Origin of the sequence: Microbacterium sp. LWS13-1.2 (assembly GCF_040144835.1) — a bacterium.
Lineage (GTDB): Bacteria > Actinomycetota > Actinomycetes > Actinomycetales > Microbacteriaceae > Microbacterium.
Genome location: NZ_CP151632.1, coordinates 921,891 through 947,789 on the forward strand (window position 1 = coordinate 921,891; position 25,899 = coordinate 947,789).

At 70.6% G+C, this 25,899-nt stretch carries 29 protein-coding genes and 1 tRNA gene; 8 read left to right on the forward strand and 22 right to left on the reverse strand.

What is annotated here, in order from left to right; all coding sequences use genetic code 11:
* Window positions 1-172: 172 nt before the first annotated feature.
* Window positions 173-1,135, reverse strand: a complete 963-nt coding sequence (locus MRBLWS13_RS04470; RefSeq protein WP_349427839.1) for a 2-dehydropantoate 2-reductase N-terminal domain-containing protein — start codon at window positions 1,133-1,135, stop codon at window positions 173-175.
* Between the two features lie 101 nt (window positions 1,136-1,236).
* Here MRBLWS13_RS04470 and MRBLWS13_RS04475 point away from each other — a divergent pair, with 101 nt between their 5' ends.
* On the forward strand, window positions 1,237-1,731 hold the full coding sequence (locus MRBLWS13_RS04475) for a TetR/AcrR family transcriptional regulator (RefSeq protein WP_349427840.1): 495 nt from the start codon (window positions 1,237-1,239) through the stop codon (window positions 1,729-1,731).
* On the opposite strand, the gene MRBLWS13_RS04480 is transcribed toward MRBLWS13_RS04475, so the two are convergent.
* Window positions 1,718-2,110: a hypothetical protein gene (locus MRBLWS13_RS04480; RefSeq protein WP_349427841.1), complete on the reverse strand. Its 393-nt coding sequence runs from the start codon at window positions 2,108-2,110 to the stop codon at window positions 1,718-1,720. The genes MRBLWS13_RS04475 and MRBLWS13_RS04480 overlap by 14 nt on opposite strands.
* 329 nt (window positions 2,111-2,439) lie before the next feature.
* Between MRBLWS13_RS04480 and MRBLWS13_RS04485 the strand changes: the two genes are divergently transcribed.
* From MRBLWS13_RS04485 to MRBLWS13_RS04495, 3 genes are read left to right on the forward strand one after another with little or no spacing between them, the layout of a single operon-like run.
* A complete protein-coding gene (locus tag MRBLWS13_RS04485; protein ID WP_349427842.1) occupies window positions 2,440-3,024 on the forward strand; it encodes a hypothetical protein in 585 nt (194 codons plus the stop codon).
* Window positions 3,021-3,233 carry a helix-turn-helix domain-containing protein gene (locus MRBLWS13_RS04490; RefSeq protein ID WP_349427843.1) on the forward strand — a complete coding sequence of 71 codons (213 nt, stop codon included), beginning with the start codon at window positions 3,021-3,023 and terminating at the stop codon, window positions 3,231-3,233. Before MRBLWS13_RS04485 ends, MRBLWS13_RS04490 begins: the two co-directional genes overlap by 4 nt.
* Window positions 3,217-4,446 (forward strand): tyrosine-type recombinase/integrase, encoded by a 1,230-nt coding sequence (locus tag MRBLWS13_RS04495; RefSeq protein ID WP_349427844.1) that lies wholly within the window; start codon window positions 3,217-3,219, stop codon window positions 4,444-4,446. Before MRBLWS13_RS04490 ends, MRBLWS13_RS04495 begins: the two co-directional genes overlap by 17 nt.
* A 207-nt stretch (window positions 4,447-4,653) precedes the next feature.
* On the opposite strand, the gene MRBLWS13_RS04500 is transcribed toward MRBLWS13_RS04495, so the two are convergent.
* A tRNA-Pro gene (locus tag MRBLWS13_RS04500) sits at window positions 4,654-4,727 on the reverse strand.
* A 222-nt stretch (window positions 4,728-4,949) separates the two neighbouring features.
* Between MRBLWS13_RS04500 and MRBLWS13_RS04505 the strand changes: the two genes are divergently transcribed.
* Window positions 4,950-5,537, forward strand: coding sequence for a GNAT family N-acetyltransferase (locus MRBLWS13_RS04505; RefSeq protein WP_349427845.1), 588 nt, complete (start codon window positions 4,950-4,952; stop codon window positions 5,535-5,537).
* Between the two features lie 25 nt (window positions 5,538-5,562).
* On the opposite strand, the gene MRBLWS13_RS04510 is transcribed toward MRBLWS13_RS04505, so the two are convergent.
* Entirely contained in the window at window positions 5,563-6,741 is a 1,179-nt protein-coding gene (locus tag MRBLWS13_RS04510; RefSeq protein WP_349427846.1) for a low temperature requirement protein A, read from the reverse strand.
* A 37-nt stretch (window positions 6,742-6,778) separates the two neighbouring features.
* On the opposite strand from MRBLWS13_RS04510, the gene MRBLWS13_RS04515 reads away from it, so the two are divergent.
* Window positions 6,779-7,456 (forward strand): lysoplasmalogenase, encoded by a 678-nt coding sequence (locus MRBLWS13_RS04515; RefSeq protein WP_349427847.1) that lies wholly within the window; start codon window positions 6,779-6,781, stop codon window positions 7,454-7,456.
* A complete protein-coding gene (locus MRBLWS13_RS04520) occupies window positions 7,453-7,830 on the forward strand; it encodes a S4 domain-containing protein (RefSeq protein ID WP_349427848.1) in 378 nt (125 codons plus the stop codon). Before MRBLWS13_RS04515 ends, MRBLWS13_RS04520 begins: the two co-directional genes overlap by 4 nt.
* Here the strand turns inward: MRBLWS13_RS04520 and MRBLWS13_RS04525 are convergent.
* The 3 genes from MRBLWS13_RS04525 to MRBLWS13_RS04535 all read right to left on the reverse strand — a co-directional run bounded on the left by MRBLWS13_RS04525 (window position 7,748) and on the right by MRBLWS13_RS04535 (window position 10,943).
* Window positions 7,748-8,152 (reverse strand): hypothetical protein, encoded by a 405-nt coding sequence (locus tag MRBLWS13_RS04525; protein WP_349427849.1) that lies wholly within the window; start codon window positions 8,150-8,152, stop codon window positions 7,748-7,750. The genes MRBLWS13_RS04520 and MRBLWS13_RS04525 overlap by 83 nt on opposite strands.
* Before the next feature lie 110 nt (window positions 8,153-8,262).
* Window positions 8,263-9,885, reverse strand: a complete 1,623-nt coding sequence (locus tag MRBLWS13_RS04530) for a helix-turn-helix transcriptional regulator (protein ID WP_349427850.1) — start codon at window positions 9,883-9,885, stop codon at window positions 8,263-8,265.
* A gap of 155 nt (window positions 9,886-10,040) precedes the next feature.
* A complete protein-coding gene (locus MRBLWS13_RS04535) occupies window positions 10,041-10,943 on the reverse strand; it encodes an NUDIX hydrolase (protein ID WP_349427851.1) in 903 nt (300 codons plus the stop codon).
* A 101-nt stretch (window positions 10,944-11,044) separates the two neighbouring features.
* Between MRBLWS13_RS04535 and MRBLWS13_RS04540 the strand changes: the two genes are divergently transcribed.
* Window positions 11,045-11,470, forward strand: a complete 426-nt coding sequence (locus MRBLWS13_RS04540; protein ID WP_349427852.1) for a GNAT family N-acetyltransferase — start codon at window positions 11,045-11,047, stop codon at window positions 11,468-11,470.
* Between the two features lie 52 nt (window positions 11,471-11,522).
* Here the strand turns inward: MRBLWS13_RS04540 and der are convergent, their stop codons facing one another.
* The 15 genes from der to MRBLWS13_RS04615 form a co-directional block, all read right to left on the reverse strand.
* Window positions 11,523-13,064, reverse strand: coding sequence for a ribosome biogenesis GTPase Der (gene der / locus MRBLWS13_RS04545; RefSeq protein ID WP_349427853.1), 1,542 nt, complete (start codon window positions 13,062-13,064; stop codon window positions 11,523-11,525).
* A gap of 1 nt (window position 13,065) precedes the next feature.
* On the reverse strand, window positions 13,066-13,821 hold the full coding sequence (gene cmk, locus MRBLWS13_RS04550) for a (d)CMP kinase (RefSeq protein WP_349427854.1): 756 nt from the start codon (window positions 13,819-13,821) through the stop codon (window positions 13,066-13,068).
* The gene (locus MRBLWS13_RS04555) at window positions 13,814-14,893 is read right to left on the reverse strand and encodes a prephenate dehydrogenase (RefSeq protein ID WP_349428981.1); all 1,080 of its coding nucleotides are present in this window, start codon (window positions 14,891-14,893) and stop codon (window positions 13,814-13,816) included. Before MRBLWS13_RS04555 ends, cmk begins: the two co-directional genes overlap by 8 nt.
* 97 nt (window positions 14,894-14,990) lie before the next feature.
* Window positions 14,991-15,824, reverse strand: a complete 834-nt coding sequence (locus tag MRBLWS13_RS04560; protein ID WP_349427855.1) for a pseudouridine synthase — start codon at window positions 15,822-15,824, stop codon at window positions 14,991-14,993.
* On the reverse strand, window positions 15,821-16,420 hold the full coding sequence (gene scpB, locus MRBLWS13_RS04565; protein ID WP_349427856.1) for an SMC-Scp complex subunit ScpB: 600 nt from the start codon (window positions 16,418-16,420) through the stop codon (window positions 15,821-15,823). The genes MRBLWS13_RS04560 and scpB overlap by 4 nt, the downstream gene beginning before the upstream one ends.
* Window positions 16,410-17,213 (reverse strand): ScpA family protein, encoded by an 804-nt coding sequence (locus tag MRBLWS13_RS04570; RefSeq protein WP_349427857.1) that lies wholly within the window; start codon window positions 17,211-17,213, stop codon window positions 16,410-16,412. Before MRBLWS13_RS04570 ends, scpB begins: the two co-directional genes overlap by 11 nt.
* On the reverse strand, window positions 17,197-18,087 hold the full coding sequence (locus MRBLWS13_RS04575; RefSeq protein WP_349427858.1) for a ParA family protein: 891 nt from the start codon (window positions 18,085-18,087) through the stop codon (window positions 17,197-17,199). Before MRBLWS13_RS04575 ends, MRBLWS13_RS04570 begins: the two co-directional genes overlap by 17 nt.
* A 128-nt stretch (window positions 18,088-18,215) precedes the next feature.
* Complete coding sequence (locus MRBLWS13_RS04580) at window positions 18,216-18,734, reverse strand: septum formation family protein (protein WP_349427859.1); 519 nt, start codon at window positions 18,732-18,734, stop codon at window positions 18,216-18,218.
* An 86-nt stretch (window positions 18,735-18,820) separates the two neighbouring features.
* Complete coding sequence (gene xerD / locus MRBLWS13_RS04585; RefSeq protein ID WP_349427860.1) at window positions 18,821-19,771, reverse strand: site-specific tyrosine recombinase XerD; 951 nt, start codon at window positions 19,769-19,771, stop codon at window positions 18,821-18,823.
* Window positions 19,772-19,788: 17 nt separating this feature from the next.
* Window positions 19,789-20,403 carry an NUDIX hydrolase gene (locus MRBLWS13_RS04590; protein WP_349428982.1) on the reverse strand — a complete coding sequence of 205 codons (615 nt, stop codon included), beginning with the start codon at window positions 20,401-20,403 and terminating at the stop codon, window positions 19,789-19,791.
* Between the two features lie 16 nt (window positions 20,404-20,419).
* On the reverse strand, window positions 20,420-22,135 hold the full coding sequence (locus MRBLWS13_RS04595) for a CTP synthase (RefSeq protein WP_349428983.1): 1,716 nt from the start codon (window positions 22,133-22,135) through the stop codon (window positions 20,420-20,422).
* 77 nt (window positions 22,136-22,212) lie between these two features.
* Window positions 22,213-23,904, reverse strand: a complete 1,692-nt coding sequence (gene recN, locus MRBLWS13_RS04600; RefSeq protein ID WP_349427861.1) for a DNA repair protein RecN — start codon at window positions 23,902-23,904, stop codon at window positions 22,213-22,215.
* Entirely contained in the window at window positions 23,901-24,890 is a 990-nt protein-coding gene (locus MRBLWS13_RS04605; RefSeq protein ID WP_349427862.1) for an NAD kinase, read from the reverse strand. Before MRBLWS13_RS04605 ends, recN begins: the two co-directional genes overlap by 4 nt.
* Entirely contained in the window at window positions 24,887-25,687 is an 801-nt protein-coding gene (locus MRBLWS13_RS04610) for a TlyA family RNA methyltransferase (RefSeq protein WP_349427863.1), read from the reverse strand. Before MRBLWS13_RS04610 ends, MRBLWS13_RS04605 begins: the two co-directional genes overlap by 4 nt.
* Window positions 25,684-25,842, reverse strand: coding sequence for a hypothetical protein (locus MRBLWS13_RS04615; protein WP_349427864.1), 159 nt, complete (start codon window positions 25,840-25,842; stop codon window positions 25,684-25,686). The genes MRBLWS13_RS04610 and MRBLWS13_RS04615 overlap by 4 nt, the downstream gene beginning before the upstream one ends.
* Window positions 25,843-25,899 lie beyond the last annotated feature (57 nt).

Here is a 25,899-nt window from a genome sequence, read left to right on the forward strand (position 1 = left end):
AACGTAGTTCCTACTGCGATCCTGGACGATGAGCCTGCGCACGTGCCTCTATCTTGAGGGCATTGGAGCTTGACCCGCTTTCATACCTGAGTTGAGACGATGATCGTCTCGGAAGAAGTCCGTGAGATGCCTGCTGCCCCCACCCGCCGGAGTTTCGGCGTCGAGCCCTGGATCACCGATCGAGGCGGGGGGTGGGGATGCGAAGCCGGTGCGCTTCGCTCATCGTGTCGTCGAGGACGGCGCGTGCTTCGGCGGCGTGGGGATCGGTGTGCGCCGCGAGGCTCCTTTGCGCGATCGGAATCAGTCGAGTCGCCCATGCGATCATTGTCGCGGCGAGGAGCGGGTGTCGGTACGGGAGCATCGCCATGCGATGCTGTCCTAGGTCGACTCCTCGAGCCGTCAGCACGGGGATCAGTTCGCGTGTCGTCAAGAAGGCGTCGCGGAAAGCTCGGCGGTCTCCGATCATGTTCGCCAATGACCCGCTGCGCAGCGCCTGGTTGAACATGCCGGCGTCGGCGATGAAGTGAAGCCAGAGCCACCCTCGCATGTCTTTCTGCTGGCGGGCGGTCAGGCCTGCCTGCCGGAAGGCGGTGAAGATCTCCTGCTCCTGTGGCCGGGGAGAGGCTCCCGTGGTGCCAATGATGACGGAGGGCATCATCGCGCCTCGCAGCACGCCGTCGTCGCCGTAACCGCCGCCCGCTAGCGGGAACCCGAACACGACCCGATCGGACGGAAGTGGCGCGACGGCAGTGAGCGGTTCCGCCCACACGTTGCCGAGCACGAGAACCATCGCCTTTCCGAGTCGGGGCGCCAGGAACGCCGCTGCCTCTGCGAGGTGGTGGTGCCCGACGCTGAGCACGATCAGATCGAAGCCGTCGGTCTCATCAAGGGACTCGCGCAACGTGGTTCGGTACGACTCGCGAATCCGCCGGCCGAATGGCTTGTGGCGACCGTCGATCACATCCACCTGCACCATGTCGCCGTACTCCGCAACGCGTCCCGGACGCACGTAGAACTCGACATCGTGTCCTGCGGTCTGAAGCACGCGGCCATAGATCGTCGCGATCACTCCGCGACCGAACATCAGAATGCGCATGGCGGGTGTGCCTTCCCGTAAAATGGAGCGTGTCTCCAATTAGAAGAATATGGAGACTGTCTCCGATTGTCGAAGGGGGGTTACGCGTGGCCGGGACGCGAGCGCTACGAGCAGATGCACGCCGAAATAGAGACGCGATCGTGGCAGCCGCGCGTGAGGTGTTCGATCGTGACGAGCAGTTGCGTTTCGATGACTTCGCGGCGCGTGCCGGCGTGGGAGTGGGAACGCTCTACCGGCATTTCCCGACGCGGGAGGCGTTGGCGACGGCTGTCTACGAGGAGGAAGTCGCCGCACTCTGCGACGAGGCCCGCGACCCGACTCGATCCGCCGATGAAAACCTCGGCGCCTTCTTGCGCGGTTTCGTTGAGTACGTCGTGGCACACAGCGGACTTGCCCGCAGGCTTGCAGCCGTCGTCGACCCGTCCGTGCAGGCCGACGGGGGCATCCAGCTCGAACGCACCGTCACTGAGCTTCTGACTCAGGCCGTCGTCGAAGGCGACGTACGCAGCGACGCGAGCGCGGGGGCGGTCATGGTCGTGCTGCACGGCATCGGGTCAGCAACCGACCGACCACACTGGATAGCGGAGTCGCGCGCGGCCGTGGAGATACTACTCGCTGGGCTCAGGGCTGCGTGACACGGACCACGGCCTCGCGGAGCAGGACCCGTCGTCGGTCGTGATCGCTGCCGCGCTCTTGCGTCGTTGCGGTGTAGACGCTGCTCGACGGTGACCAAGCCGAGGCCATGCTGATCAAGAGGATGAGCAGGTCGGCGGGGTCTGCCGGGCGCAGGCGGCCGGCTGCCTGCGCGGTAGCGATCGCACGGAGCTTGTGCTCGTGTCGTGAACTGTTGAACCATCGGCCGTCGGGATGTTGCTCGAGTCGCGTCGAGGCGATAAGTCGCGAGAGTTCTGGATGCTGAAGGTTGTGGTCGTAGACGCGGGCAGCCCAGCCGGGCAGGTCTTCGATGCCAAACGGAACACTGTCGGTGCTGGAGGGGCTGTTCGACGCGGTCATCGCCGATCGGGTCGCTTCAGGAGATTCTTGGGCACGCGTCCATGGAAACCACCCGCGGGTATGTGCATCCCGATGACCGGCACCTCGCCTCTGCGGCGGAGCAGGCCAACGCGTTCCTCTCTCCCTCCGGGCAGAAGCGTCGGGCCGCCGGAAGCGCCTCCTCGACACGAGGCCTGTGATGCCGAGCCATAGGCCGGTGGAGCTGCGACGAGCGGTTCTGGTCCCCTTATCCGCACCGAGGACTGAACGTCCAGACGCCTCCTGGCCCACCTGCCTGCCACAGCGAGCCCCGGCATGACCGGGCACGCAAGAGCAGACAGGAGCACCGCATGTCCGATACCCCACACGAGGACGCCGCCCTGGACGAGGTTCCCGGCCCGGACCTGGACGACACCGACGACGACTTCGAGGGCCCACTGGTCGCCGAGCCACCGCACCCGATCAATTGGAACCTGCTGAACGCCTACGACGCCGAGGTCGAGTGGCTGGAACTCAACAGATGGGTGGACTGGCTCAGACACACCTACGGCCTGCCCGCCTCCGTCATCCCGCCGGCATGGCATACCCATCCTGAGTTGCTGTGGGAACTGTCCGCGTTGCACCTGCATTGGCTCTGCGCCTACGACCCCGAGCAAAACGGGTCCGCACCGCTCGGCTGGCACCGCGACTTCGCCGACGCCCGCCAGCGCCTCCGCGAATGGGTGGCGGCGTCGGGCACCAAACTCGACCACGACCGGACCACCAGGCAGACCGTCTGGCCCGGGGAGGAACCCGCTGGCCCGATCGAAGACGTCCCGATCATTGACCGCGACGCCGAGTTCGTGGAGTTCGTCATGGCCGACGTCCAGGCCCGCCGCGAAGCGGAGGACGCGTTCTACCGCGACCTCGACCCCGACACCGGGGAAGTGTCATGAGTGGCGACGGAACGCTCGTGGTGTCGCCCCTGATGCACAGCCGTGAGGTGGCCGCGTATTTGAAGGTGTCGGAGTCCACGCTGTCGCGGTGGCGGTCGGCTGGCACGGGACCGCCGTTCCTGCGGCTCGGCGGAATCGCCCGGTATCGGCTCGATGCCGTGAACCGCTGGCTTGGCGAGATGGAACACGACCATGCCCCGGAGAGCTGAGCCGCAGCCGGCCGCTGAGCCCAAACCGGTGCCGCCGATCGGGGTGAAGGTCTCCACCGACATGGAGCGTCGCTCCTACGGCATCCGTGCCCGCGCCCGGTGGACTGACCCCACCACCAAACGGCGTGTGATCCGCTCGGAGATCGTGCGGGACGAGACAGCTGCGCACGAGTTCTTCGACCAGCTCCGCAGCTCTGCGACCAAGGGCATCGACGTGTCCGTGACGCTGCTGGAGTTCGTCACCTCCATCGGCGACAGGTGGGCACGGGGCCTGGACCCGACCTCGACTGCCGACACCTACGGGCATGGGCTGCGACTGCGCGTGCTGCCCGCGCTCGGTCACCTGCCCGTCACTCAGATCACCGCGGGCATAATCGACCGAACCATCGACGAGTGGGAGAAGCGGCACGGGGCGTCCACGATCAAGAACACCATCGCTCCGCTGGTGCGGGTGCTGGACGAGGCGGTGCGCGATGGGCTGCTGACCATCAACCCGGCGAAGAACCGCGCCAAGCGGAGCCTGAACCGCAACGCCTTCCGCGGACAGTCGGCCGAGCAGGCCTCCCCTCGGGCGCATGCGATCCCGGCCATGAAGACCCTCAACCGGCTCGCGCGAGCGTGCGGCAAGGTGCACCAGTCCTACAGCGACTTCGTGATGCTCGCCGCGCTGCTGGCGGCCCGGTCCTCGGAGGTGTCCGGGTTGCAGGTCGGGGACGTGGGCTTCGGCAAGAACCTCGTCGTGATCCGTCGGCAGGTCTTTCCTGGCAAGGGCGGTCTGGTGACCAAGCCGACCAAGAGCCGCAAAGAACGGCGTGTGCCGATTCTCGAACCGCTCCGGCCCGTGCTGGAACGCCTCACCGAGGGCAAGGAGCCTGAGGATCAACTGTTCGTCGGGCCGAAGGGCGGCATCCTCACCACCGCGACCGTTCGCGATGCCACGAACTGGGACGGCATCGTCGCGAAACTCGGGCTGCCCGACCTCACCCGGCACGGCCTGCGCCACACCGGGGCGACCTGGATGGCCGACGCCGGCATCCCGCTGCATGTGCTCCAAGAAATCCTCGGGCACGCCTCGATGGAGACGACCCGCGGCTACCTGCATCCCGACGACCGCCACCTCGCGTCGGCGGCCGAGCAGGCCAACGCCTTTCTGTCCGCCGCGGGGCAGCGCAGGCAAGCCCGCCGCAGCAGCCCTGCGGCCAGGGCTCTGTGATGCGCTGTGGAGCCGGGAGGAGTGGTCACCCAGGCGTTCTGGTCCCCTTTTGGTCCCCTTGTCCACAGGAAGCGGGTTCGAGGCGGTCCGACCGTCGCAAGCGACCTGTCGACACAGCGCCAGGGGGACCAGAGGGGGACAACAGAAAACGACCCCCGGACATGATGAAGCCCAGGCGAGAAACCTACTCTCACCTGGGCTTTTACGTCGGGCTGACAGGATTTGAACCTGCGACCCCCTGACCCCCAGTCAGGTGCGCTACCAAGCTGCGCCACAGCCCGTGGCATTGATATTCAGTTGTTCAGGCCGACCAGAGCGGGGTAAACCCCTTAACCCCCAGTCAAGTGCGCTACCAAGCTGCGCCACATCCCGATGCCCTCGCTTGCGCGCGGACAACTCCCCCATCCTACCCGTTCTGCGGACACCCCGCGAACCGGCGTACGCCCGGGCGTGGCATCCGTCCGTCCGTTGCCGGTGTCGGCGGGACGGACTAGCGTCACGGGATGACCACGATCACCATCGAGCCGGCCACCGCAGATCGCTTCGACGACGCGCAGCACGCGCTGAGCGGCGGCGGCGACGGATACGGCTGCCAGTGCCAGTGGTGGATGATGCCGAACAGCGAGTGGCAGAAGACGTCGCGGCCGGAGCGCGAGGGGCGGCTGCGCGACGAGATCGACGCCGGGCCGCCACCGGCACTCATCGCCTACGTCGACGGCGAGGCCGCGGGCTGGGTGCGGGTCGGTCCCCGCACGCGCCAGGTGCGCATCGGCCGCACGCGCAATTTCATCGCACACTCCGAAGAGCCGTGGGATGACGACTCGGTGTGGACGGTGAGCTGCTTCGTGGTCCGCAAAGACCACCGCAAGCGGGGCCTCAATGCGCGCCTCCTCGACGCGGCGATCGACTACGCCCGCACCGGCGGAGCACGCGTCATCGAGGCCTACCCACTGGATCCCGGCGCAGGCAAGAAGATCCCGGTCAACGACCTGTACCACGGCGTGCTGTCCACGTTCGAGGATGCCGGCTTCCGCGAGGTCGCCCGACCGCAGCCCCACCTCGCGATCGTCTCCCTCGATCTCGCGAGCTGACCGCGGCTCGCGGCATCCGGCGCGGTCAGCCGGCGGCGACGCGTTCCCGGCGGATCCGATCCACCTCGAGCACGACGACCACCCCGGCGAGAAGAACCGCCGCCACGACGTACTCCGACGACGGCAGCAGGCCGCTCAGCACGATCAGCACCGCCCCGGTGAGGACGGCCGCGGAGGCCCAGCGCGACAGCGCGCCGCGCAGCAGCACGAGCCACGACGCCGCCACCACGATCGCGATCGGCAGCGTCAGGGCGAGGCCCGCGATCTCGGGCGACACCTCGGTGTGGCCGGTGATCTCGTCGATCTCGACCTCGACACCCGCCGACACGGCGCCCACCGCCGCGAAGATCACGTAATGGAGGTACCCGAACCGGAACCCGGACCGCATGCTATCGAGCCGGCTCTGCTGCTCGCGGGCGAAGTAGACCCACCAGATGCCGGCCGTCACCACGATCCCCGAGATCGCGAGCGTCACGAGCTCCGACACATGCTCGCCCTCGCCGAGCGCATCGAAGATCGCGTTGGCCGATGCCAGCAGGCTCTCGCCGAGCAGCAGCAGCGTGAAGAGCCCGTAGCGCTCGGCGATGTGATGCGGGTGCCAGCGCGTGCGGCCGGCGGACTCGCCCCACACCGGCAGCAGCAGCTCGAGCAGTACCAGCACGAAGAAGGTCCAGAACTGCCACTCCGGGTCGAGCAGGTAGATGCGCGCAAGCCACAACACCTGCACCACCGTCACACCGAGAGCCATCCGCAGCGCCGTGCGGCGGGACTGCGGATCGGATGCCGCCGCCCGCAGCCACTGCACCACCATCGCCAGTCGCATGATGACGTAGCCCCATGTCACCACGACGTAGTCGAACTCGACCATCGCGTCGTGCACGCCGGCCGCAAGCACCAGCACGCCGCCCACCTGCACGATCGTCAGCACGCGGTACAGCCAGTCGTCGGTGTCGAACGCGGACGAGAACCACGTGAAGTTCATCCACGCCCACCAGATCGCGAAGAACACCATCAGGTACGAGAGCACGCCCTGACCGACATGATCCTCACTGATGAGGTGATGCAGGTTCTGCGACGCCTGCGACACGGCGACGACGAACACGAGGTCGAACAACAGCTCGAGCGGCGTCGACGCGCGGTGCGCCGCCCCAGTGTCGCGGGCGGACATGCGAACGAGCCCCATCCGGGCCAGCACATCAGTCATGCGACGATTATGGTTGCCCTGCGCGTCGAGGAGGATCATGCGTCGGCTGTGGATCGGGTTCGTGCCCTACATCGCGGTGTCGATCGTGCATGTGGCGGCGCTCGCGGTCGGTGCGACCGCGGTCGCACCGCCGACCAAGCTCGCACTCATGCCGCTCCTCGCCCTCGCGGTCGTCTGGGGCGCGCGCGGATCCGGCTGGACGCGCGCCCACACCCTGCTCGTGGTCGCGATCGGGCTCTCGTGGCTGGGCGACGGCGCGGGCACGTTCGTGCCGTGGCTGCCGACCGTGCCGATGATGCTGCTCTTCTTCGGACTCGCCCACCTCTGCTACATCTGGCTGTTCTGGCGGATGCTCGCGGTCCGGCGCGTGCCGCCGTGGGCGGCTGTCTACGCCGTCTGGTGGATCGCGCTCCTCGCGGTGCTGTGGCCGCATCTCGGCGGCCTCGCCGTCGCCGTCGCGCTCTACGGGCTCGTGCTGGGCGGCACGGCGGTCGCGGCATCCCGGTGCCACCCGCTCATCGTGTGGGGAGGCGTGTTCTTCCTCGCGTCCGACTCGGTGCTCGCGTTCCGGCTGTTCGTGCCCGACGCGATGCCGGACTGGACGAGTCCCCTCGTCATGCTCACGTACTGCCTCGGCCAGGGCCTCATCGCCGCAGGCGTGCTCGTCGGCGTCCGCGAACGGCGCACGGCGGAGGAACCGGCGGTGACGAGATGACGGATGCCTCGACCGCCGGCAAGGCGGTGCGCGTCGACGCCTGGCTCTGGGCGGTGCGCATCTACAAGACCCGCTCGGCCGCGACCACCGCCTGCCGAGCCGGGCACGTGCGCGTCGGCGGCGAGCGCGCGAAGGCGGCCCAGCCGGTGCGGATCGGCGACGAGATCCGCGTGCGCATCGACGGGTTCGACCGGATGCTCGTCGTGAAGCAGCCGATCTCCAAGCGGGTCGGCGCCCCGCTGGTCCCCACCGCGATGGAGGACCGCACCCCACCACGCGACCCCACGCCGATCATGGCGCAGCGCGACCGCGGCGCGGGGCGCCCGACCAAGCGCGAGCGCCGGGAGATCGATCGCCTTCGGGGACGCGAGTGACCGGCTCCAGACCCTCCGTGACGGCGAGCACCGGCACGCGGCTCGACGCCTCCCTCCTCGCTGCGACGCGGCGCTGCACGAGGCACAGCACCAGCATGATGGCGCACGAGACGAGGTAGAACGTGTGCAGCGCCCAGATCGGGCCGAGCGGCAGGCTGAACACGTAGAGCGAGTAGACGACGTTCGCGACGTTGATCATCGCGATGCTCGCCAGGCTGTACGACGAGACGTCGCCGGTGCGCAGGGCCTTGCGGAGCATGGGCAGGTTGCTGACCGCGAAGACGACGGTCGATACCGTGCCTGCGATCAGCGGGATGTCCATATCGCCACGGTAGGTGCACGCGCCCGCGCGCCGCGTCGGGCGAAGAGCCCATGTTCGGTGGGCGCCGCGCATGGGTCATTGTGTGTAGACACCCTCCGATGCGCGACCGGTCAGACCAGCCCGTTCTCGTACGCGTAGGCGGTCGCCGCGGCTCGGGTCGAGATGCCGAGCTTGCCGAAGATGTTGGCGAGGTGCCGCGCGACGGTCTTCTCGCTCAGGGACAGCTTTGCGCCGATGCCCCGGTTCGTGAGGCCCGTCGACACCAGCCGCAGCACCTCGAGCTCGCGCGCGGTGAGGGCGCCGGAGCGCCGATCGCCCATCAGCGCCGCGAGGTCGGCAAGGGCGGGTTCCGCGCCGAGCTCGAGGAACACCGCGCGGGCCGCCTCGAAGTCCGCTCTCGCCGCCTCGGTCTCGCCGCGCGCGCGAAGTGCATGCCCCGCCAGCACCCGGCTGCGGGCCGCCTCGTACGGCGCCCCGACCGCGCTCCACGCGTGCGCGGCGGCGCGCGCCGCCTCGAGGGCCCCTGCCGCGCGCCCCTCACCGAGCAGCACCCTCGCGTCCGCCGTGACGACGGTGGCGTCGAGCATCGGGGTGGCCGTGTCGGGTATCGGTCCGCGAAGCTCCTCCAGCGCGCGACGCGCGGATGCGGGATCGCCCGCCGCCACCTCGATCTCGATGAGCGCAGGCAGGAGGAACCGTCGGGTGACCGGGTCGGCGCCGGCCGCGCTCCGGCGGATCTCCTCCTGCGCCCGCGCCGTGCGTCCGAGCGCGAGGTGGAGAAGCGCGAGGCCGGGCTGCGCCTCCCATCCGGAGTCCGCCGCGCGGCGGTACGACTCCTCGGCGGAGTGGAACGCTCCGCGCAGCCGGGCGAGCTCCCCCAGCTGGTAGGGAGCACCCCAGATCGCCCGGTAGTCGCCCGCCCGGAAGCGCGACAGCGCGAGATCGACGGCCGTCGAAGCCTCGGCCCACGCGCCCCGCACGAGGAGGAGCGCCGCCTCGAGCGCATGACACTGCCCGCTGAAGGCGATCAGCTGCGGCTGCTCGCCGCACCACCGAGCCAGCACGGCGGTCCACGCGTCCGCGCGCTCCAGGTCGAAGGCCAGCAGGGCGTCCGGGACCGAGGCACAGGCGATCACGCCGCTCGGCAGCGGCGGGACATCGCCGGCTGCGACGGCGGCCATCGCCAGGTCCAGGCATGCGAAGCCCTCGGCCGGCGACCCCGCCTCGATCAGCGACTTGCCGAGGCCGAGTCTCGTGAACGCCGCGAGCTCCCGATCGCCCGCGCGCTCGGCGACATCGAGGATCTCCTCGAAGGAGTGGACCGCCTCGGCGGCGTTCCCGCTGCCCAGCTGCCCGACGGCCGGCGCCAGCCGGACGAAGCCCGCCAGCGCGCCGGGCTCGGCCATCGCCCCCGCGATCCGCATCGCGCGCGCGGCCCACATCACGCTGTTGGTGAAGTCGCCCTGCTCGATGAGGGTCAGCGCCAGCCACCCCGCCGAGCGCGCAGCGCCCGCGGTGTCCTGCGCGCCGAGGTGCGCCGAGTAGGCCCGCGACAGCGCGTCGACGGATACACGCGGCTCACCGCGGAGCAGCGCGGCCGTCGCGAGCGTCTCGAGATCGGATGCCCCGAGCCCGACGCGCGCATCGACACGTGCGAGCAGCTCGAGCGCGTCTGCCCAGCGCCGGTCCGCCGACGCGGTTCGGCCGGCGTCCAGGTCGCTGGAGATGATCATGTCGCTCTCCCGTCGGTCGCGTCCCGGCCACGGGTCGGCACCGGCGCCCGTCGGATCCTGCGCGAAACGTACCGCCGCCGAGACGCGGCCCGCAAGGCGCGCGCCGCGCCGCAGACCTTCCGCCCCGCGCGGGCGGCGATTCCGACAGGTCCGTATCAGGCGTCGATCAGGTCGAGCAGCCAGCGGGCACCGCGGACGGCGGCTCCGGTAGCCGTCGCCCTCCCGGCCAGGCCGCGGTCGCTCGTGACGACCGTCACGACACGTCCGCGCGCCACCGCCTGCTCGGCGGCCACGACGATCGCGTCGTCACCGGACGCCGTGGCCCGCACCACCTCGACGCCGTCGGCGTCTGCCACGGACCGCGCCTGCCCCTCGACGACGGCGGTCCATTCGGGGTACCAAGTGTGCTCGGGCAGGTCGAGAACGGATGCCGGCACCCCACGCCCGGCGAGGCCCGCGATCCGCGAGATCAGGCGCGCGGCGGCGCCCGCGCGGTCGTTCCACCAGCCGTCGGGCACCGAGCCCATGACGTTGGCGACGTCCACGATGGCGGCCGGCCGCACATCGACGAGACCGCGCAGCACCTCCCACGATGCCGCGAAGCCGGGGTGGAGCGGATAGCCGATGACCTCGCCCACCGGCACCCATGCCAGCTCGTGGCTCTCGGGGTCGCTGATGACGGGCTCGAAGGGCCGGACGACGTCGCCGACGACAGTGGTGTAGCTCCAGTAGCCGAGATCGAGAACGCTCAGCAGGCGCGGCTGCACGGCGGCCTCGGGGACGCGCGCCTCCTCTGCGGCTTCGCGGAAGGCTCCATCGCACGCCGACTCGCCCTCGTGGCGCGCTCCTCCGGGCAGCGCCCAGGTATCGCCGAAGTGACTCCACGAGACCCGGTGCTGCAGCAGCACCCCTCGCTCGGCATCCACCGCGAGCAGTCCAGCGGCACCGAAGCGGCCCCAGTACCGCTCCCCCGTGGGTGCGACCACCCACGCGTCACCCGGGTCGCGCGGCCCGTGAGGGCGCCGGGGCTCGCCGGGGGCGGGGGGCTCGATCGTCACTGTACCGGCCTTTCGTTCACCATCAGCCTGTCACTCTACCGAGCCACGGGCGGGTGACCGGACCGCCGGCCGTCACGCGAGGGCTCGCCAGAATGGACGCTATGGACTACGACATCGACGACGACCCCGCCCGCATCCAGCACGATGTCGTGTGGGCCTGGCTGTCGACGGAGGCCTACTGGGGACGCTGGCGCACGCGCGCTGACGTCGAGACCCAGATCGGCAATGCCTGGCGCGTCGTCGGTGCGTATCGCAGCGATACCGGCGAGCAGGTCGGGTTCGCTCGCGCAGTGTCGGACGGCGTCGGCTTCGCCTACCTCGCCGACGTGTTCTTGCTCGACGAGCATCGCGGCCACGGGCTCGGCAAGCTGCTGCTGCAGCTTATGATCGACGACGGGCCCGGGCGCGACCTGCGGTGGACGCTCTTCACCGGCGACGCGCACGGCCTGTACCGGCAGTTCGGCTTCGCCGAGCCCGACGAGACCGCCATGGTGCGACCGGCATTCGCCCACCGCACCGGCGGGTGACGGATGCCGCGACCCGCGGCATCCGTCCTCCCCGCGGTTGCGGCGGCGGGCGTCAGCGCTGGCGGCGCTCGCGCACCCGCATGTTGATGACGATCGGGGTGCCCTCGAAGCCGTACAGCTCCCGGAGGCGGCGTTGGATGAACCGACGGTAGCCCGGGTCGAGGAAGCCCGTGGTGAACAGCACGAAGGTCGGCGGGCGCGTGGACGCCTGGGTGCCGAACAGGATGCGCGGTTGCTTGCCGCCCCGCAGCGGGTGCGGGTGCTCGGCGATGAGCTCCGACAGGAAGGCGTTGAACTTGCCGGTCGGGATGCGCTGGTCCCACGACTCGAGCGCGGTCTCGAGCGCCGGCACGAGCTTGTCGAGGTGGCGTCCGGTGCGCGCCGAGATGTTCACGCGGGGCGCCCACGCGACGTGGGCGAGGTCCTGCTCGATCTCGCGCTCGAGGTAGCGGCGGCGGTCCTGCCCGTCCATGTCGTCGTCGTTGAGGCGGTCCCACTTGTTGAAGGCGAGCACGAGTGCGCGCCCCGACTCCAGCACCAGGTCGATGATTCGCACGTCCTGCTCGCTGAGCGGCTGCGTGACGTCGAGCACCACGACGGCGACCTCCGCCTTCTCCAGCGCGGCCGACGTGCGCAGCGACGCGTAGAAGTCCGCGCCCTGCTGCAGGTGCACGCGGCGACGGATGCCGGCGGTGTCGACGAAGCGCCACAGCTTGCCGCCGACCTCGACGATCTCATCGACGGGGTCGCGGGTGGTGCCCGCGAGCTCGTTGACGACGACGCGCTCCTCGCCCGCGGCCTTGTTGAGCAGGGACGACTTGCCGACGTTCGGGCGTCCGAGGATCGCGACGCGGCGCGGGCCGCCGATCTCGTGCTTGGCGACCGCCGACACGTCGGGCAGCACCTTGACGATCTCGTCGAGCAGGTCGGCGACGCCACGGCCGTGGATCGCCGAGACCGGGTACGGCTCACCGAGGCCGAGGTTCCACAGGGCCGCGGCCTCGGGCTCCTGACGGGCGTCATCGATCTTGTTGGCGACGAGGAAGACGGGCTTGCCGGCCTTGCGCAGCAGGCGCACGACGTGCTCGTCGGTGGAGGTGGCGCCCACCATGGCGTCGACGACGAACATCACGACGTCCGACAGGTCGATCGCGACCTCGGCCTGCAGCGCGACGGAGCGGTCGATGCCCTTGGCGTCGGGCTCCCACCCGCCGGTGTCGACGATCGTGAACCGGCGATCCATCCACTCCGCCTTGTACGTGACGCGGTCGCGCGTGACGCCGGGGGTGTCCTCCACGACGGCCTCGCGGCGGCCGAGGATGCGGTTCACCAGGGCGGACTTGCCGACGTTGGGCCGGCCGACGATGGCGACGACGGGCAGCGCGGGGAGGAACTCGATGCCGTCCTCGCCGCGCACCAGCCCAGCGAGCAGCTCGGCGTCCTCCGGGTCGAGGTCGTACTCCTCGAGGCCGGCGCGCAGGGCGGCGGCACGCTGTTCGGCGAGGTCGTCGTCCAGCGCGGCGAGGTTCTCCGCGAGGTGGTCGTCGGCGGTGTCTTCGAACTCGTCGAAGTCGGCGGGGTTGTCGGCGGCCATCTCAGGCTCCTGTCTGCAGTGGGTCGACCGCGGGGGCGCCCTGGATCATCGGGGCCGGCTCTGCGGCCCGGATCACGCCGAGCACGGCGTCCACGGTCTGGTCGAAATCGAGGTGGGTCGAGTCGACGACGTCGACGCCGGGTGCGGCGGTGAGGAAGTCGACGACGGCCGAGTCGGAGGCGTCGCGCCGGTGGAGTGCGGCGGCGACGGCCGCGGCATCCTGCGTCGTCACCTCGGCGCTCCGACGGGCCGCGCGCACCTCCGGTGCCGCGGTGAGGAGGATGCGCACGGGGGCGTCGGGCGCGACGACCGTCGTGATGTCGCGGCCTTCGACGACGACACCGGGACGCCCGGAGGCCGCGACCAGCGCGCGGAACATCCGGTTCACGGACTCGCGCACGGCGGGGACGCGGGCGACGCCGCTCACGGCATCCGACACGCGGGGCTCGCGAATCGCCTCGGTCACGTCTGCCGCGCCGACACGCACCCAGTACGCATCGGGATCCAGCGAGATCGCGTAGTCGAAATCGCCGGTGACGTCGAGGATGGATGCCGCATCCGACGTGTCGACGCCGCGCTCGAGGGCGTGCCACGCCAGTGCGCGGTAGGCGGCGCCGGTGTCGAGGTACCCGTAGCCGAGACGGCGGGCGACCTGCTTCGAGACGCTCGACTTGCCGCTGCCGGCAGGCCCGTCGATGGCGACGACGACGACGCCTGCGCTGCCGTCCGTCGCGGCGGAGGTCGAGGAGTCAGTCATTGGTGGTGCTCGCAATCTTCCAGCCGCGCGACTCGAGGCCGTCGACGGCTCGGCGCACGGCGCTCGGGACGACGCTGATCTCGGCGAGGCCGAACTGGGCGCCCGGCGAGTGCTCGAGGCGCAGGTCTTCCACGTTCACGGCGAGCTCGCCGAGCTCGCCGAACAGACGGCCGAGCTGGCCGGGGGTGTCGTCGACCATGACGACGACCTGCTCGAAGCGGCGGTTCTGGCCGTGCTTGCCGGGCAGGCGCTCGACGCCGTCGTTGCCGCGACGGATCGTGTCGGCGACGGCGCGGCGCGAGCCGGGGGCGTCGGGCGCGCGCAACGCGTCGGCGACGGCGGTCAGGTCGGTCGCCAGCAGATCGAGCACGTCGACGACGGGCGCCGCGTTGGCCCCGAGGATCTGCACCCACAGTTCGGGGGCGGATGCCGCGATGCGGGTCGTGTCGCGCACGCCCTGGCCCGCGAGGCGCAGCGACCCGTCGGGCGCGTCGACGAAGCGACCGGCGAGGAGGCTGGCGACGAGCTGCGGCACGTGCGAGACGAGTGCGACCGCACGGTCGTGGTCTTCGGGACTCATCTCGAGCGGCGTCGCGCCGAGATCGAGCGCCAGACCCTCCACGAGGGCGAGGTCCGCCGACGGCGTCTCCTCGTCGCGGCACACCACCCACGGCCGCCCGACGAAGATGTCGGCGCGCGCCGAGATCGCTCCCCCGCGCTCGCGCCCGGCCAGCGGGTGAGAGCCGATGTAATGCGTGAGGTCGACGCCGCGCTCGCGGAGCGTGCGGAGAGGCTCGAGCTTGACGCTCGCGACATCCGTCACGACGGCGCCCGGGTAGCGGGCGAGCTCGCGCTGGATGACGTCAGCGGTGACGTCGGGCGGCACCGCGACGACGACGAGGGACGGATGGTCGGAGTCGGCGGCAGGCCGGCCCGCCCCGTAATCGACGGCCAGGCGCAGCTGCGATGGCGAGGTGTCGTCGAGGGCCACGTCGACGCCCCGTGCGGTCAGCGCGTGGCCGATGCTGGCTCCGAGAAGGCCTGCGCCGACGATCCGCACCGTGCCCTGCACGCGCGGAGCGAGCGCGGACTCTCCGGCGCGCTCGCGCGCCGAGGTCGGCCTCGTGTCGGTCACTTGCGTCTCCTGTTCGCCCCACAGAGAGGGATCTTCACTCCGCGGACTGATCGCCGTCGCGGGCATCGGGCGCGTCCTCCGCCGGCGTGGAAGAAGTCGCACTGCGCGCGAGAGTCAGCAGAGCGCCCCGCTCCACTTTAGTCAACTCGCGGGCGCGCCCGGCTGGCAGGGTTCCCAGGTGGAGCGGCCCGAACTGCCGCCGCACGAGCTCGACGACCGGATGCCCGACCGCCGCCATCATGCGGCGCACGATCCGGTTGCGGCCCGAATGGAGCGTGAGCTCCACGAGCGACCCGCCGCCTTCAGCCGAGGACGACAGCAGCCGGGCCTTGTCGGCGGCGATCGGGCCGTCCTCGAGCTCGACGCCGCGGACGAGCCTCTGGATGGTCTGCGGCGTCACCCGTCCGTCCACCTTGGCGATGTACACCTTGGTGACGCCGAACGAGGGGTGGGCCAGCACGTGCGCCAGCTCGCCGTCGTTCGTGAGGACGAGCAGTCCGCTGGTCTCGGCATCCAATCGGCCCACGTTGTAGAGCCGCTCGTCCCAGTCCTTCGTGAAACGGCGGAGGTCCGGGCGACCACGGTCGTCCTTCATCGAGCTCACGACGCCGGTGGGCTTGTTGAGCATGACGTAGCGCTTGGACTGGTCGAGTTGCACGGCGGTGCCGTCGACGTCGACCAGGTCGTTCTCGGGGTCGATGCGCGAGCCGAGCTCGGTGACGACCTCGCCGTTGACGCGGACGCGGCCCGCGACGATGAGGTCCTCGGCGACCCGCCGCGATGCGACCCCGGCGTTCGCCAGCACCTTCTGCAGGCGCACGCCCTCGGTGGACTCCGCGCCCGGTCCCTGTGCCGCTCCGCCGGTCATCGACGTATCCCTTCGTCCAGGCTGTCGCCGACCTCGTCCGCGCCGTCCAGCAGCGGTGAGATGTGCGGAAGCTCGTCCAGTGAGTTGATGCCGAGATGCACGAGGAGCGCGTCGGTCGTGCCGTAGTTGATGGCGCCGGTCTCGGCATCCGCGAAGAGCTCGGTGATGAGCCCGCGCGCCAGCAGCGTCCGCACGACCGAGTCCACGTTCACCGCGCGGATCGACGCGACCTGGCTGCGGGTCACCGGCTGCTTGTAGGCGATCACGGCGAGCGTCTCGAGCGCCGCCTGCGACAGCCGCGACGGCGCCTGGCCGCCGACGAACTCGCTGACGAGGTCGTCGAGCTCCTCGCGGACGTACAGGCGCCAGCCGCCGCCGACCTCGCGCAGCTCGAAGCCGCGCACGGGCCCGCCGGACTTGCCGTCGTAGTCGTCGACGAGCGCCTCGATCGCCTGCCGCACCGCGGGCACGGGGGCGCCGACCGCTGCCGCGAGGCTCACCAGGCTCTGCGGCTCCTCGACGATCAGCAGGATCGCCTCGAGCCGCCGCGCGACGTCGGTCGTGATCGGGGAGTTCGGCGCAGCGTCATCGGTCATAGTCGGCTCCCAGGGTGGCGAGGTTCTCGTCGCTCCAGCGCTGCGCGCTCCAGCGGAGGGTCAGCTCGCCGAGCGGCTCGAGCTGTTCGAAGGACAGGGCGGCGTGGCGGTACAGCTCCAGCACCGACAGGAATCGCGCCACGACGACACCCGGCTGGCCGACCCCCGCGATGAGCTCGCGGAACGTCAGGGATCCGGCATCCCGCAGCAGCGTCACCACGATCGCGGCCTGCTCACGGATGCTGACCAGCGGCGCATGCAGGTGGTCGAACCCGATGCGCGGGATCTCTTTCGGAGTCATCGCCAGCAGCGCGAGGGCCGCGAAATCGTCGGGGCTCAGCGACCAGACCAGCTCCGGCACCGCCTGCCGGTACTTCTCGTCGAGCCGCACCGACCGCGTGTGGCGTACGCCCTCGCGCCGGAGGCAGCGCTCGAACCACGCCGAGACCTCCTTGAACGCACGGTATTGCAAGAGGCGCGCGAACAGCAGGTCGCGCGCCTCGAGCAGGGCGACGGACTCGGCGTCCACCAGCTCCCCCTGGGGCAGGAGCCCGGCGACCTTCATGTCGAGGAGCGTCGCGGCGACGACGAGGAACTCGGACGCTTCGTCCAGGTCCTCATCGGGACCCAGATCTCGCAGGTAGGCGATGAAGTCGTTCGTCACGAGCGAGAGCGACACCTCGGTGATGTCGAGCTCGTGCTTCGAGATCAGCGTCAGCAGCAGGTCGAACGGTCCGTCGAAGTTCGCCAGCGCGACGCGGAACCCAGAGTCCTGATCAGGCGACAGCGCCACGGGCGACCAGCTCTCGCGCCAGCCGCAGGTAGGCCTGCGCGGCAGCGTGCTCCGGCGCGAATTCGGTGATCGGCATGCCTGACACCGAGGCATCCGGGAACTTGACGGTACGGCCGATGACCGTCTCGAGGACGTCGTCGCCGAACGCGTCGACCACGCGCTCGAGCACCTCGCGCGAGTGCAGCGTGCGCGAGTCGTACATCGTCGCGAGCACGCCGTCGAGGGCGATCGTCGGGTTGAGGCGGTCCCGAACCTTGTCGATCGTCTCGATCAGCATCGCGACGCCGCGCAGGGCGAAGAACTCGCACTCGAGCGGGATCACCACGCCGTGGCTGGCGGTCAGCGCGTTGACGGTCAGCAGACCCAGCGACGGCTGGCAGTCGATGAGCACGACGTCGTAGTCGGCGGACACCTTGCGCAGCGCGCGCGACAGCGTCTGCTCGCGCGCGACCTCGTTGACGAGGTGGACCTCGGCGGCCGACAGGTCGATGTTGGCCGGGATGACGTCGAGGTTCTCGACGCGCGAGTGGACGACGACGTCGTACGGGTCGCGCTTGCCGTCGAGAAGCAGGTCGTAGATCGTCGGGATCTCGTGCGTCTGGATGCCGAGACCGGCCGACAGTGCACCCTGCGGGTCGAAGTCGACCGCGAGCACCTTGCGACCGTAGCCGGCGAGCGCGGCGGCGAGGTTGATGGTGGTCGTCGTCTTGCCGACGCCGCCCTTCTGGTTGCAGAGGGCGATGATGCGAGCAGGACCGTGGCCGTCGAGCTTCGGCGGAGTGGGGAAGCCCTGGTAGGGACGCCCGGTAGGCCCGATGGGAACCTCGGACTCCGAGGCCTTCCCCGATCTGGTCTTCGCCGTGCTGTCAGCCACCGTGCTCCCGCTTCCTCGTGCTCGCTCGATCCTAGTGGCCCCTCGCCGAATCCTTCAGCAAAGCGCCGCGGCAGCGGGAGATGCGTGCGTCGCGGCGCCCGCGCAGAGCGCGAGCGCCGTGACGTCGATCAGCGTGCGGCGCCGGCGAGGGTGCCGGTCAGCTGGGCGCCGGCCGGATCCCACGCGATGCACAGCACCTCGCGGTCGCCGCTCTCCCACGACCCTGTGGTCGGGTACATCGGCCAGTAGTCGAGCGTGGACGACTCGTACGCCAGGCCGATGAACGTCGCGAACTCCGCGATGCAGGTGGTGTCGGCATCCGCGATGATCGCGTCCTCGCCCGGGTAGTCGCCGTCGGCCAGCGAGTACGAGTAGTACACCTCGTCGTCGTGCGGCTCGTCGCACGGAACGACGGGCACGTCGCTCACCTCTTCGGTCGTGTCCATGTTCGCGGTGTTGAGGCAGTCGCCGACGCGGATGGCGAACACGTCCGCATTGTCGACCGCCTCGCTCACCTCGCCGGTCTCGGCGTCGCGGACCGGCTGCGACGACGGCAGGAGCTGGTCGACGATCGAGCAGCCGCTGAGCGAGACCGCGGCCGCCACGACGACGGCAGCCAGCGAGATGCGAGCACGTTTGTTGTTCATTCGATTCCCCGGAGATCGGTGGTCCGCCCGGGTGGCGGATCCCCGATCGCACAGTCTGGCGGAGTTTCGAACTCCATGAGAAATCGTTAACGTGCCCGCGGATGCGACGTGGCGTAGACGTCGCGCAGCGCGTCGACCGACACGTAGGTGTAGATCTGCGTCGTCGCCACGGAGGCATGACCGAGGAGCTCCTGCACGACGCGGACGTCGGCACCGCCCTGCAGCAGATGGGTGGCGAACGAATGCCGCAGGGTGTGCGGCGAGACGTGCGCGGTGAGGTGCGCGCGCTCGGCAGCGGACTGGATGATCAGCCAGGCGCTCTGGCGCGACAGCGGAGCTCCTCGCGCTCCGAGGAACAGCTTCGGCGTCGCGCGTCCGCGCAGCGACAGCTCGGGGCGGGCGCGTGTGAGATAGGCATCGACGGCCGCGCGAGCGTACGAGCCGACCGGGACGATCCGCTCCTTCGAGCCCTTGCCGCGCACACGCAGCACGTCTCCGTGCGCGACGTCGTCGACGTCGAGCTGCACGATCTCCGACACCCGCGCCCCCGTCGCGTACAGCAGCTCCAGGAGGGCGCGATCCCGCGTCGCGAGCAGATCCCCCGGCGCCCCGCCCGCGGCGCCCGCCACGTCGGCGTCGGTCGATGGCGCCGGGCCCGAGGCATCCAGCAGCGACTCGACCTGCTCGATGGTGAGCGCCTTCGGAAGCCGTCGCGCCTGCTTCGGCGGACGCAGGTTCATCGACGGATCGGCCGGCTCGATGCCCTCCCGCGCGAGGAAGCGGTGCAGCCCCCGCACCGACGACTGCAGGCGCGCCAGCGACGATGCCGCGATCGGGGACTGCCCGGCCGCCCTGTCGGCGACGAAGCTGGCGAGCGTCACCGAGGTGACCGCGGCCGTGTCGTCGATGCCCTGCTCGCGCAGCCACTGCGCATAGCCCGAGAGATCGCGCCGGTATGCCGCGACGGTGTTCTCCGACAGGCCGCGCTCGATGGCGACATGGCGCAGGTAGGCGTCGACCGCGCGATCGATTCTCATGTCAGGCCGTCTTCACTTCACGCGCCCGGGTCCTCCTTCGCGCCGCGGAGCCGCTCCGCGGCGGCCAGGACGCCGACGGCGAGGATGCCGTTGCGCAGCCGTCCGGCGAAGATGCCGGCCACGGCGTCGGCGAGCGGCACCCACTCGAGGCGGATGTCGGCCTCCTCGTCCTCGCGCGCGTGCACGTCGTCGGCGGGCGCCAGGTCGCGGGCGAGGAACAGGTGGACGATCTCGTCGTTCCCGCCGGGGGTCGTGAAGATGCTCACCAGCGGCTCCCACGACGAGGCGACCAGGTCTGCCTCCTCCGCGAGCTCGCGACGTGCGGTCTCGAGGGGCGACTCCCCCGCGATGTCGAGCAGCCCCGCCGGGATCTCCCAATCGCGCAGGCGGATCGGATGCCGGTACTGCTGGATCAGCAGCACCCGGCCGTCCTCGACAGCGACGACGGCGGCAGCCCCCGGATGGTCGACGTACTGGCGCACGATCTGCCCGTCGCCATACGCGACGGTGTCGCTGCGCACGTCCCACACGCGGCCCTCGTAGACCAGCTCGCTCTCGAGGACCGCGGCGTCGACGGGCTCGTCCGCGAGAAGCGCCGCCGTGGGCCTCGCGGGAGCGCCGGGCTGCGGCATCCGATCGTCCGTCACGTCACCGCCCCGCGAGCTCATCGAACGGCTCCACCTCGAACAGCTCGCTCGCGCGATGACGCTCGAGCGCCGCGCCCACCAGTCCGCGGAACAGCGGGTTGGCGTCGGTGGGACGCGAGCGCAGCTCGGGGTGCGCCTGCGTCGCGATGTAGTACGGGTGGACGTCGCGCGGCAGCTCGACGTACTCGACGAGGTCGAGGTCGGGGTTGATGCCCGAGAACACCAGCCCGGCCTCGGCGATGCGGTCGCGGTAGCGGTTGTTGACCTCGTAGCGGTGGCGGTGGCGCTCGGAGGCGCGGGTCGCGCCGTACACCTCGGCCGCGATGGAGCCCTCGGTAAGGTCGGCCGGGTAGAGGCCGAGGCGCATCGTGCCGCCGAGGTCGCCGTGGTCGAGGATGTCGACCTGCTCCTCCATCGTCGCGATCACCGGGTGCTCGGTGTCGGGGTCGAACTCGCTCGACGACGCGTCGGCGATGCCGGCGACGTGACGCGCGTACTCGATGACGATGCACTGCAGGCCGAGGCAGATGCCGAGCGTCGGGATGCCCTGCTCGCGCGCGAACTTGAGCGCGCCGATCTTGCCCTCGATGCCGCGGATGCCGAACCCGCCCGGGATCACGATGCCGTCGAGCGGCGCGAGCGCCTTGGCCGCCCCCTCCGGCGTCTCGCACTCGTCGGACGGGATCCAGCGGATGTTGACGTGCGTCTCCTGCGCGAACCCGCCCGCCTTGAGCGCCTCGGTCACCGAGAGGTAGGCGTCCGGCAGATCGATGTACTTGCCGACCAGGCCGATCGTGACCTCGTGCTTCGGATTGTGCACGGCGCTCAGGACGCGCTGCCAGCGCGACCAGTCAACGTCGGCCGCCCGCGACAGCCCGAGGAAGCGGACGATGTACTCGTCGAGGCCCTGCTCGTTCAGCATCGACGGGATGTCGTAGATGCTTGCCGCATCGATGTTATTGACGACCGCGTCCTCGTCGACGTCGCACATCAGCGCGATCTTGCGCTTGTTGGCCTCGGTCACAGGTCGGTCGCTGCGGAGCACGAGCGCGTCGGGCTGGATGCCGATGGAGCGCAGCGCCGCCACCGAGTGCTGGGTGGGCTTGGTCTTCTGCTCGCCGGACGCGCCCATGAACGGGACGAGCGACACATGCACGAAGAAGACATTGCTACGGCCGAGCTCATGACGGATCTGACGGGCCGACTCGATGAACGGCTGCGACTCGATGTCGCCGACGGTGCCGCCGATCTCGGTGATGATGACGTCGGGCTTGGGCGCCGCGTCCGCCTGCAGACGCATGCGGCGCTTGATCTCGTCGGTGATGTGCGGGATCACCTGCACGGTGTCGCCGAGATACTCGCCGCGGCGCTCCTTCGCGATCACCTGCGAGTAGATCTGGCCCGTCGTGACGTTCGCCGCCTGGCTCAGCTCGATGTCGAGGAAGCGCTCGTAGTGGCCGATGTCGAGATCGGTCTCGGCGCCGTCGTCGGTCACGAAGACCTCGCCGTGCTGGAACGGGTTCATCGTGCCCGGATCCACGTTCAGGTACGGGTCGAGCTTCTGCATCACGACGTGCAGGCCGCGCGCCGTGAGGAGGTTCCCGAGGCTCGCGGCGGTGAGGCCCTTGCCCAAAGAGGAAACGACACCACCCGTCACGAAGATGTGCTTGGTGGTGTCGTTCGAACTGTCGCCGCGGGAAGAACCAGAAGTCTGCATCACGGGCTTTTATCCTATCAGGCTGTATTTCGATGAGCTTCGCAGAAGCTGAGGACACGCGGAGCAGGCGACGGATCTCAGTCGACTTCGGTGCGCAAGCTCAGCAACTCGCGCGCATGGGTCAGGGCGGCATCCGAGTCGGGCATGCCCGACAGCAGGCGGGCCATCTCGGCCTCGCGGTCGGCTCCTTCCAGGCGACGGACATCGGATGCCGTCACCAAGCCGTCGTTCGCCTTCACGACGGTCAGATGGTTGGCGGCGAACGCCGCGACCTGTGCGAGATGGGTGACCGCGATCACCTGCGAGGACTCCGACAGGCGGGCCAGACGCCGGCCCACCTCGATCGCCGCGGCGCCGCCGATGCCGGCATCCACCTCGTCGAAGACGAACGTCGGCACCGGGTCGACAGCGGCGATCACGACCTCGATGGCGAGCATGACGCGGCTCAGCTCTCCGCCGCTCGCACCGCGCGAGACCGCGCGCGGCTCGGCACCCGGGTGCGGGGCCAGCAAGATCGAAACGTCGTCGCGCCCCGACGCCGTCTCGGCGCCGGCGGTGACCGCGACCTCGAGGCGGGCATCGGGCATCGCGAGGGCACGCAGCTCGGCCGTGACGGCGGAACCCAGACGCGACGCCGCCTCGGTTCTCGCGGCGGTGAGCACGGCGGCGGTCTCGTCGAGAGCGGCGGCCGCGGCATCCCGCTCCTCGGTCAGCCGTTCGATCCGATCGGAGTCGTCGTCCAGCTCTGCCAGGCGCGAGGAGCCGGTGTCGAGCAGCTCGATCGCGGCGTCGAGCGTGCCGTGCGCGCGGACGAGCCCCGCCAGCACCGCGCGACGCTCCTCGACGGCGGCGAGCTCGTGCGGGCCGGACTCGTCGAGGTCGGCGAGATAGCCGGCGAGTGCGGCGGCGACGTCGGCGACGCGATAGCCGAGGTCGGCCAGCTGACCCGCGAGCTCTTCGAGCACCGGATCGTGCACGCGCTCGAGAACGCGGCGGGACTCGGCCAGCAGCGCGGCGGCGTCGGGCTCGTCGCCCTCGCCCGAGAGGCCGTCGTGCGCGGTCGCGGCGGCGACCCGCAGCTCTTCGGCGTTCGCCAGCCGCTCGGCGCGCGCGGCGAGCTCGGTGTCCTCACCCGGCTGCGGGGCCGCCTGCTCGATCTCGGCCAGCTGCGCCCGCAGGTCCTGGGCTTCACGGGCACGCGCATCGCGCTCGTCAGTGAGTTGCGACAGCTCGCGATCGATCGCGCGCCAGTGCTCGAACGCCCGTCGGTACCTGCCTCGCGCGGTGTGGACCGCCTCGCCGCCGAACCTGTCGAGCGCGTCGCGCTGCGCCGACGCCGAACGCAGGCGCAGCTGGTCGGACTGCCCGTGCACCACCACGAGCTCGTCGGCGAGGTCGGCGAGCACCCCGGCCGGCGCCGCGCGTCCGCCGACGGAGGCCCGGCCGCGCCCCTCGCTCGAGATCGAGCGGCCGATGTAGAGCTCGGCGCGGCCGCCGCCGATGGGCTCAACGTCGCCGCCCGCCTCGCGCACGCGTGCGGCGACCGGTCCGTCCTCGGGCACGATCCATACGCCGTCGACCGTGGCCTGCGAGGCGCCGGCACGCACGGCGCCGGAGTCGGCCCGCTGGCCGAGCAGCAGACCCAGGCCGGTGACGACCATCGTCTTGCCCGCGCCGGTCTCCCCCGTGATCGCGGTGAAGCCGGCGCCGATGGGCAGCGTCGCCTCGGCGATCACGCCGAGGTCGCGCAGGCGCATCTCCTCGATCACGGTGCGACCTCGGATGAGACGGGCAGGACGCCGGCGATCGCGGCCGGGCCGCGCCAGCCCTCGACCGGAAGGCGGAACTTGCGCACGAGGCGATCCGTGAACTGTGCGGGATGCAGGCGCGCCAGGCGCACCGGACGCTCCGAGCGACGCACGACGACGCGGGCGCCGGGCGGCAGGTCGTGCGACCGCCGGCCGTCGCACCACAGGATGCCCGTGCCGTTCGTGCGCTCGAGCACCTCGATCGCCACCGAATGCTCCGGTCCCACCACGAGCGGCTTGGCGAAGAGCGCATGCGCCGACAGCGGCACCACGGCGATCGCCTCGACGGTCGGCCAGATGACCGGACCGCCCGCGGAGAAGTTGTAGGCGGTCGACCCGGTGGGCGTCGACACGACCATGCCGTCGCAGCCGAACGTCGACAGCGGACGCCCGTCGATCTCGACCACCACCTCGAGCATGCGCTCGCGGCTGGCCTTCTCGACCGTCGCCTCGTTGAGCGCCCACGTCTCGTAGATCACGGAGTCGACGGTGTCCTTCACCCGCACCTGTAGCGCCATGCGCTCCTCGACCTCGTACTCGCGGGCGATGACGCGGCGGACGGCCTCGTCCATGTCGTCGCGCTCGGTCTCGGCGAGGAAGCCGACGTGGCCCATGTTGATGCCCAGCACGGGCGCGCGTCCGTCTCGCACCAGCTCCGCGGCGCGCAGGATGGTGCCGTCACCACCCAGCACGATCGCGAGCTCCACCTCGCCGACCGGCACATCGCGTCCGAGCAGCGCCACATCGCCGAGCGTGGAACCCGCAGCCAGCAGCTCCTCCGCGTCGTCGGGAGCGAACACCGGCCGGGCACCCGCCGCGCGCAGTGCGTCGACGACCCGCTCGGCGGCGGTGACCGTCTCGGCACGATGCGCGTGCGCCACCACCAGGATGCTGCGCTCGGTCTGCGTGTGAGCCTGCGTGTCGTGCGGTGCGTCGGCGTTGTTCATCGGCTCCCCGCCAGTCGGTTCACGGTGCTCAACCATTCTGTCGGATTGCTCCCCCGGCCCGGCGCGAGGTGGACGATGAACTCGGAATTGCCGTGCGTGCCCGCGATCGGGGAGGAGACGATGCCGCACGTGCCGAGTCCCGTGTCCCACGCCGACCAGAGCACGCGCGCGACGGCGTCGGCGCGCAGCACCGGGTTGGTGACGAGGCCGCCCTTCACCGCGGTGCGCCCCACCTCGAACTGAGGTTTCACGAGGAGTACCAGATCGGCATCGGATGCCGCCACAGCCGTCGCCGCCGGCAGCACGTGGGACAGCGAGATGAACGACAGGTCGCCGGTGATGACCGACGGTGCCGGCGCCATACCGCTCGCCTCGGCGAGCGATTCCGGAGTCATGTGGCGGACGTTGAATCCTTCGATCGAGACGACGCCGGGGTCGCCGGCGACGGACGCGGCGAGCTGCCCGTGTCCGACATCCACCGCGATCACGGGCTCGGCGCCGCGTTCGCGGAGCACTTGGGTGAACCCGCCGGTGGAAGCGCCCATGTCCAGCGCCACACGGCCGCGGACGTCGACGTCGAACGCGTCGAGTCCGGCGATCAGCTTGTGCGCCGCGCGGCTGACGTAGTGATCGGCGCCGGCGACCTCGATCCGGCTGTCGTCGCCCACCGGCGTCGAGGGCTTCACCACGGCGCGGCCGTCGACGGTGACGAGGCCTTCCGAGATGAGCGTCGCGGCGTGAGTGCGCGAGCGCGCAAGACCGCGGGCGGCCAGGGCGGCGTCGAGCCGGCCCGTCATGACGGGGAGCCGGGCGTCGCCTCGAGGCGACGGGCGAGCGTGTCGTGCAGCGTGTCGTACGCGTCAGCCCGCGTGGCCAGGGGCTGCGCCTCGATCACCTCGAGGGTCGACAGGAGGTCGCCCGTCTCGTCGTCATGCTGGCTGGCCTGATCCATGCCCCCAGAATACGGGGGCGCCGCGACAGTCGACCGGATTCGACGCGGCCGTGACCG